The 7,948-nt window shown below is 63.1% G+C and carries 6 protein-coding genes; 5 read left to right on the top strand and 1 reads right to left on the bottom strand.

The genetic code is table 11. The annotated features are described in order from the left end of the window. The first annotated feature begins 150 nt into the window (after positions 1-150). The gene (locus tag ABLN94_RS24330) at positions 151-837 is read left to right on the top strand and encodes a sugar transferase (RefSeq protein WP_170498787.1); all 687 of its coding nucleotides are present in this window, start codon (positions 151-153) and stop codon (positions 835-837) included. A gap of 97 nt (positions 838-934) precedes the next feature. Then, on the top strand, positions 935-3,067 hold the full coding sequence (locus tag ABLN94_RS24325; RefSeq protein ID WP_352997266.1) for a GumC family protein: 2,133 nt from the start codon (positions 935-937) through the stop codon (positions 3,065-3,067). Between the two features lie 79 nt (positions 3,068-3,146). Here the strand turns inward: ABLN94_RS24325 and ABLN94_RS24320 are convergent, their stop codons facing one another. Further along, entirely contained in the window at positions 3,147-3,461 is a 315-nt protein-coding gene (locus tag ABLN94_RS24320; RefSeq protein WP_217357976.1) for a hypothetical protein, read from the bottom strand. Between the two features lie 410 nt (positions 3,462-3,871). Between ABLN94_RS24320 and ABLN94_RS24315 the strand changes: the two genes are divergently transcribed. The 3 genes from ABLN94_RS24315 to ABLN94_RS24305 are packed head-to-tail and all read left to right on the top strand — an operon-like array spanning position 3,872 to position 7,948. Further along, positions 3,872-5,905, top strand: a complete 2,034-nt coding sequence (locus ABLN94_RS24315) for a YjbH domain-containing protein (RefSeq protein WP_352997265.1) — start codon at positions 3,872-3,874, stop codon at positions 5,903-5,905. Beyond that, positions 5,902-6,543, top strand: coding sequence for a YjbF family lipoprotein (locus ABLN94_RS24310; protein WP_352997263.1), 642 nt, complete (start codon positions 5,902-5,904; stop codon positions 6,541-6,543). Before ABLN94_RS24315 ends, ABLN94_RS24310 begins: the two co-directional genes overlap by 4 nt. Before the next feature lie 25 nt (positions 6,544-6,568). Further along, positions 6,569-7,948: a polysaccharide biosynthesis/export family protein gene (locus tag ABLN94_RS24305; RefSeq protein ID WP_352997261.1), complete on the top strand. Its 1,380-nt coding sequence runs from the start codon at positions 6,569-6,571 to the stop codon at positions 7,946-7,948.

Raw genomic sequence — 7,948 nt, 5'->3', positions numbered from 1 at the left:
GCAGTTGCGCAACAAATGATCGTGTTGGGGATTTTTTTGGGGGCAGGTTGATTTCCGTCTTAAACTTTTTTGGATGTGGGTTTATCGGGTTGGTTGTTTGAGTGCTTGATTGAGCTATGAGCGGTTGCTCTGAGATTTCTGGATTTTTTGATGTTGGATTTTTCTTCTTCTACGTCTTCTCAGGACAGGTCTGCGGCGCGGCCGGTTGCGCGCTCGAAGCCGTGGAGATTTTATTCCGGGCTGGGCAAGCGTGTTTTTGACATCGTGTTTGCGGTGCTGCTGTTGCCGGTTGTTGCGCCGGTGATTTTGGTACTGTGGTGTCTTGTGCGCCGGGATGGGGGTCCGGGGTTTTTTGGGCACACGCGCGTGGGCCAGGATGCCAAGCCCTTCAAATGCTGGAAGATTCGCAGCATGGTCGTCGATGCCGAGGCCCGGTTGCAGAGCTATCTGGACGCCAACCCGGAGGCTGCGGCGGAATGGGAGCGCGATCACAAACTGACGCATGATCCACGGATCAACCGGCTGGGCCACATTCTGCGCAAGACCAGCCTGGATGAGCTGCCGCAGATCTGGAATGTGCTCAAAGGCGAGATGAGCTTTGTCGGCCCGCGCCCTGTGGTGGCCATCGAACTGGTCAAATACGGCAGCTCGGCTTCGGCCTATCTGGCGCAAAAACCGGGGATCACCGGGTTGTGGCAGGTCTCGGGTCGCAACGATATCAGCTATGGCGAACGGGTCGCGATGGACGTTGATTATCTGGATCGGTGCAGCTTTGTGACGGACCTGAAGATCATTTCCCTGACGGCCTCGGCGGTGCTTCTGCGGACGGGGCGGTAAAGGGGCGCGCGGCCCTTTATTCTTGCCTTTGGGGCCTGTACAGAGCGTCAGCACACGCGTTCTGCGTGTGTCCGGCATTTGGGATTTTTAGCTTGATATGAAGCAAACTCCGATACACGACACGCATCTCAAGGCAGGGCGACCCGCAGCCTCGGACGGTCCCGAGGACGACATGATCGATCTGGGCGCCTTGCTGGGCACCTTGTGGCGCGGCAAGTGGATCATGGCCCTGACCACCGCCGTGGCGATTTTGTTCGGAGCGTATTACGCCTTTGTCGCCGCCGTGCCGCTCTACCGATCCACCGCCGTGGTCATGCTTGAGACCGAGCAGGCCAGCGTAGTGGATCTGCAAAGCGTGGTGGGCGGCCTGGCGGGCGATACGGCCGAGGTCAATTCCGAGCTTGAGGTGCTGAAGTCCCGCGGTCTGATGGGCAAGGTTGTGGACCGGCTGGATCTGATATCCGATCCGGAGTTCAACGCAGCCCTTCTGCCGGTCTCGGCACTCGAAGGGGCGAAGCAGTTTGTCAAATCGCTGTTTGACACCGGGAGCCCCGAGCCGGTGCCCGAGGCGCTGGCCAAACAGCTGCTCCGGGACGATGTGATCTCTGCCCTGCTGAAGAAGGTCTCGGTGCGCAACATCCCGCAGAGCCTGGTGTTCAATGTGACGGTCGAGACGGAAGCGGCGCAAAAGTCGGCCCTGATCGCGGACACCATTGTCGAGCTGTATGTGCTGAACCAGATCGAAGTGAAGTTCGACGCCACCGAACAGGCGACTGCGTGGCTGACCGACCGGGTTGCCGAGTTGCAGATCGAGCTGGAAACCGCCGAGGCGAAGGTCAACGAGTTCAACTCCACAACGGCCCTGATCTCACCCGAGGCCCTGCAAGCGCAGGAGGTTCAGCTGAAGGATCTGCGCGAACGCCGCGTGTCGGCCGAGGCGACCCGTGCGGCGGCACAGGTCCGGTTCGACGCCCTGGGCGCGGCCGACGGCCGCGCGGCACAGACCGAGGTCAGCCAGGACCCGCAGTTGCAACGCTTGTTCGACGGGATCGACGACTCCGGCACCGGTGAAGCCGCCTTCGACACCGCCTTTCAGCGCCTGATGGCGCGCACCGCGCTTGAGGCCCGGCGGGCGACACAGCAGGTTCAGGCCCTGACGCAATCGGCCGACGAACTGGGCCAGCAAATCGCACAGCAGAGCGCGGATCTGATCACCCTGCAGCAACTGGCGCGCGAAGCCGAAGCGGTGCGGCTGCTGTACGAGTATTTCCTGGCCCGGCTGAAAGAGACATCGGCGCAGGAAGGCATCCAGAAAGCCGACAGCCGACAACTGTCGCGCGCAGTGATCCCCAGCGATCCATCCGAACCGCAAAAATCCCTGATCCTGGCGCTTTCGGCCATTCTGGGTGTCATGCTGGGCGCGGCCATCGTGTTGTTGATCGAGGCGCGGAGCAAAGGCTATCGATCCGCGCGGGAACTGGAACGCAAGACCGGCTACAGCGTTCTGGGCCAGATCCCGGTCTTCCCGGCCCGCGGGCGCCGCAAGGTTCTGGAATATCTCGCCGACAAGCCCTCCTCGGCCACCGCCGAGGCGGTGCGCAACCTGCGCACATCGCTGATGCTGTCCAATGTGGACCGCCCACCGCAAGTTGTCGTGATAACGTCTTCGCTGCCGGGTGAAGGCAAAACCACGAACGCGCTGGCGCTGGCGCAGAACTTTGTCGGGATCGGCAAACGGGTGCTGCTGGTCGAAGGCGATATCCGGCGCCTGACCATGACGGCGCAGCTGAAAGGCGTGCCGAAGAAGGGCATCGTGTCCGTTCTGGCCGGAGATGCGACCGCGCAGGACGCCATCTTCCAGGATCCGCTGCTGGGCTGTGACATTCTGGCCGGCGAGCGGACCTCGGTCAACGCGGCGGATCTGTTTGCCTCGGACCGGTTCCGGCAGTTCCTGGACGACATGCGCAAGGTTTACGATGTCATCCTGATCGACACGCCGCCGACCCTGCTGGTGTCTGACGCGCGCCTGATAGCGCGCAATGCGGATGCGGTGCTGTTGACCATCAAATGGAACGACACGCCCGAACAGGATGTCACCGAGGCGATGCGCCAATTCCACACCGACAATCAACGCCTGACGGGCCTTGTACTGGGCCAGATCAACGCCCGCAGCGCCAAACATTACGGCTATTCCTACGGCAACTATGCAAACAAATATTACAGCGACTAAACGCAAGCGCCGGGACAGATAAAAAACAGCGCGCCAGACCGGCGCGCTGTTTCTTTTTGAGTTGAAGCAAGCCTGAGGCTCAGTTGGTGCCAACCGTGCCTGTGGTGCTGTTCGAGGCATCGCTGCCACCCCCACCGCCAGCAACGGCCACCGCCGTCGCGGCCGCGAGCGCACCAAGCGCGGGGGCAACAAGCGGCACAAAACCGGTCACACCCGCCGCTGCGGCAGCCCCGCCGGCAGCCGCTGCACCGCCTGCGCCTGCCGCGCCGCCAGCACCCGCCGCTGCACCACCCGCGCCACCGCCGGCCTGAGCCGCGGCCGCAGTTCCGGTAACGTCCTGCGCCAATACGCTGGTGGTTGAAAGGGTCAGAATCAGAAGGGTCGTTCTGATCATCGTGAATCTCCTAAAACAAGTCTTGCCGGAGGCTATCACATCCATCCGGACCTGAGAATGCCGCATCTGCATATATTTCCGAATATGTGCCTGGAAAGCCCGGTTCTTTCAGCAACTTGTCAAAAAATCTACCACAAAGCACCTGCAGAACAACCCGGCCTCATCTTTGATCCCGCCCCAGCCAAAGAGACGGCTGTCCAGCGCCTAAAAACCCGCGCGATCGCCTACGTAAATTGCACTTGCGTCACAAAAGATCAGGAAACCCCTCGGCGGTAAATTGACACAAGACGCCCCCCCCAAAAGCCGCTAATCAGGCGCCAATCAAAAAGTGATAGATTGACGTGAAGATTCGAGCAGCAACATTACGGCGCAACGGCCTGCTGGCCCTGGTGTGCGCGGGGGCGACAAGCATGGCACAGGCGCAATCCGTGTCGACCTATGGCACGCCCGGCCTGCTCGAGATCCCAACCGCCGAGATGTTCGAGGACGGCACGCTGGTCTTCACCGCAGCAGGGTTCCGGGACACCGCGCGGGGCACCATGACCTTCCAGATGCTGCCCTGGGTGCATGGCAGTTTCCGCTACGCCTATATCAAGGGGTTCGACGGCGCCAACAACGACCGATATGACCGCAGCTTCGACCTCCATTTCCGGCTGCGCGAAGAAAGCAAACACGGCCCGGCCATCGTGATGGGACTGCGCGATTTCGGCGGCACCGGCGTCTATGCCGCGGAGTATTTCGTGGCCACAAAGACCTTTCACGACCGGTTCAAACTGACCGGCGGCATCGGCTGGGGACGCATGGCCGGACGCGGCGCCTTCTCGAACCCTTTGGGCGTGCTCAGCAGCCGGTTTGACGATCGCGAGGACGCAAACGCGGGCGGTGTTTCCGAGACCGGTCAACTGGATTTCGGCAACTGGTTCCAGGGCGATGCCGCCCTGTTCGGTGGTGCCAGCTGGCAATATAACGACCACCTGACCTTCCTGGCCGAGTATTCCCCCGATCTCTACACCGCCGAGCGCGACAATATCGGCTTTGATGTCCGCTCGCCCATCAATGTGGGCGTCCAGTACCGGTTCAAGAACGGATCGCAACTGACCACATCCTACCTCTATGGCACCACACTGGGGCTGACCTACAGCTACTTCATCGACCCGCGCAAAGCGGTGACGCCGGGTGGCCAGGGCGCCGCGCCGCCGCCCCTGCAGCCCCGATCCCAGACCGCCTCTGCCGCAAAGCGCGCGCCGGGCGACATTCGGGACCGGATGCAGGCCGCGCTGGACCAGGAAGGATTGCGGCTGGTCTACCTGTCGGAAAGCGGCGATACCGTCCGGGTCGGGGTCGAGAACAACCGCTATGGCCAGGCCGCCCAGGCGCTGGGGCGCACCGCCCGCGTGCTGGCCAATGAACAACCGTCCCAGACCGAACATTTCGACATCGCGCTGATGTCGCGCGGCGTGCCGCTCAGCGCGGTGCGCGTCAACCGTGACGACCTCTATGAGCTGGAACACGATCCCGACAATGCCTGGCGCAGCTTTGCCCGGGCCGAGGTCTCGGACACCATCCCGCTGATCGAAGGCGGCATCCTCACCGATGCCTATCCGCATTTTTCCTACCGCTTCGGGCCCTATCTGAACTTCTCGTTCTTCGACCCCGACGACCCGCTGCGATACGAACTGGGGGCCGCGCTGGGGCTGGATTACACCCTGTCGCCCGGCTTTACCCTGTCCACCGGCCTGCGGCTGCCGATCCTCAGCACGCTGGATGACAGCACACGGCAATCGGATTCCACTCTGCCGCGCGTGCGCTCGGACTGGCCCATCTATGCCCGCGAATCCAACCTGCGGATCGAACATTTGACCGCCGAGTACATGTGGCGACCGGGCGAGAACCTCTATGCCCGCACCACGCTGGGCTATCTCGAGACCATGTTCGGCGGGCTCTCGACCGAGCTGCTGTGGTATCCCGCCGACAGCCGCCTGGCCCTCGGCGTCGAGGCCAACTATGTCGCCCAACGCGATTTCGATGTGCTGTTCGGCTTTCAGGATTACTCCGTCGCCACCGGGCACGCTTCGGCCTATTACGACCTGCCCGGCGAGTATCACGCGCAGGTTGATGTCGGGCGCTATCTGGCCGGCGACTACGGCGCCACCTTCTCGCTGGATCGCGAGTTTACCAACGGTTTCAAGGTCGGCGCCTTCTTTACCCTGACCAATGTCAGTTCCGAGGAATTCGGTGAAGGCTCGTTCGACAAGGGCATCCGGCTGGAAATCCCCGTCTCATGGCTGACCGGACGCCCGTCGCGCAACAAGATCACACAGACCATCCGCCCCGTCCTGCGCGATGGCGGCGCGCGGTTGCACGTGCGCAACCGGCTATACAGCGTCACCCGCGAAGCCCGGGCGCAGAACCTGTCCCGCGGTTGGGGGAGGTTCTGGCGATGAAAGCCCTGCGCCCCACCCTGCTGGCCCTGCTGCTGATCTCCTGCGGTGAGGCGCAGGAAGATGTCGACCTGCTCAAGGGCACGCTGTTTCCCAACGCGCCGCGCTTCCACCCGCGTGCCGAGGCGCTGGCCGCCCGCCACCCGCTCCCACCCCGGCTCGAGGTCGGCTTCCCCAGCCGCGATCTGGCCGGGGTCATGCTGCTGGAGACCGAGCGCGCCGGGGTCCAGACCTGGCTGACCGCGGATGGCGCCACCATCACCCTGGAGCGCGGCATGCTGACCTCGGCCATCGGTTTTGGTGGCGGGCTGGTCGGATCGGATGTCAGCCAGAGCGCCGCGCTGATCCTGACCGGCGGCACCGGCCGGGCCGATCGCTTCCACAGCTTTCTCAACGGCAATGACGAGATCGAGCTGCACGCCTATAAATGCCTCATCACCGCGCTGGGATCCGAGGCGGTGGTGCTGCAGGGCACGCCCGTTGTCACACAAAAGCAGCAGGAAGACTGCTATGGGGTGGCCGAGACTTTCAGCAACATTTACTGGGTGCAGGACAGCACCGGCCGCATCGTCCAGTCCTCGCAATGGACCGGCGATTTCCTGGGCAACATGGTCATCAAGATGGTGCCCGATGAGAGTTAAGAGTTTGAACAGCAGAGAACGCATCATGCGCCATATTCCCCTTCTCCTCAGCGCCCTGGCCCTGGGCGGCCTGATCGCCGGATGCTCGACCATCTACCGCAGCCCCTCGGTCACCGCAGGCGTGTCGGATGCCGGCAAGGTCCGCGTCGTGCCGGTGACCCCCGAGACCGTGCTGGTCGCCAACCGGTCGCCCTATGCGCCAAAAACCCTGCCTTCGGTCTTCGCGCTGTCGGCCGGATCCGGCTCCTCCACCAGCCAGCGCGGCATCGGCCCTCTGCCCGAGGCGCCCTCGACCCAGGACGGATCGCGCGCAGGCCTGCAACTGGACCCGCCGCCACAGGTCAACCCCGGCCCCTACACCATCGGCATCGGCGACGTGCTGGTGCTGTCCACCCCTTCGACACAAGGCACTGCCGGGGAACTGTCGGGCCTGCTGGCCGCGCAGAACAGCCGCAACGGCTATACCGTGCAGGATGACGGATCCATCAACATCCCCGATGTCGGCCGCGTCCGCCTGGTCGACCTGACCATCGATGAGGCCGAGGCCCTGCTGTTCCAGCGCCTGGTGGAAAACCAGATCGATCCTACCTTCAGCCTGGAAATCGCCGAGTTCAACTCCCGCCGCGTCTCGGTCGGCGGCGCCGTCGGCCAGCCCGGCGTCCAGCCCATCACCCTGACCCAGCTGACCCTGGGCGAGGCGCTCTCGGCCGCAGGCTCCGTCTCGGTCAGCGATATCGACAACTCCTCGGTGCGCCTCTACCGCAACGGACAGGTCTATCAGATCCCGCTCGAAGACCTCTATGCCCGCACCGATCTGCAGAACCTCAACCTCATCGCCAATGACTCGGTCTTCGTCGACACCGATTACGACCTCGACCGCGCCGAGCGCTACTTCGCCCAGCAAATCCAGCTGCGCGACACCGTGCTCGAAGGTCGCCGGACCGCCCTGCAGGAACTCTCAACCGCCGTCGACCTGCGCCGCGACGACCTGAACGAACGCCGCAGCAACTTCGTCCAGTCCATCGAACTGGACGCCGTCGACCGCGACTACGTCTACCTGTCCGGAGAAGTCCGCACCCAAGGCCGCTACCCCCTGCCCTTCAACCACTCCGCAACCCTCGCCGACGCGCTCTACGACACCGGCGGCGGTGTGGCCAAGGAAACCGGCGACGCCTCCGAAGTCTACGTCCTGCGCGCCGCCCAAGACCCCCGCGAGTTCGGCGCCGTCACCGCATGGCACCTCGATACCAGAAACGCCGCACACCTCACACTCGCAGCCCAATTCCAACTCAGAAACAACGACATCATCTTCATCGCAGAAAACCCCGTAACACGATGGGGACGCACCATCTCACAAATCACCCCATCCCTCATAACAACTCCAATCAACGCCGCCGTGAATTAA

Source organism: Ruegeria sp. SCP11 (genome assembly GCF_040329455.1).
Lineage (GTDB): Bacteria > Pseudomonadota > Alphaproteobacteria > Rhodobacterales > Rhodobacteraceae > Ruegeria > Ruegeria atlantica_E.
Note: the sequence above shows the minus strand (reverse complement) of the source record. Positions and strands in the feature narration are given on the sequence as shown.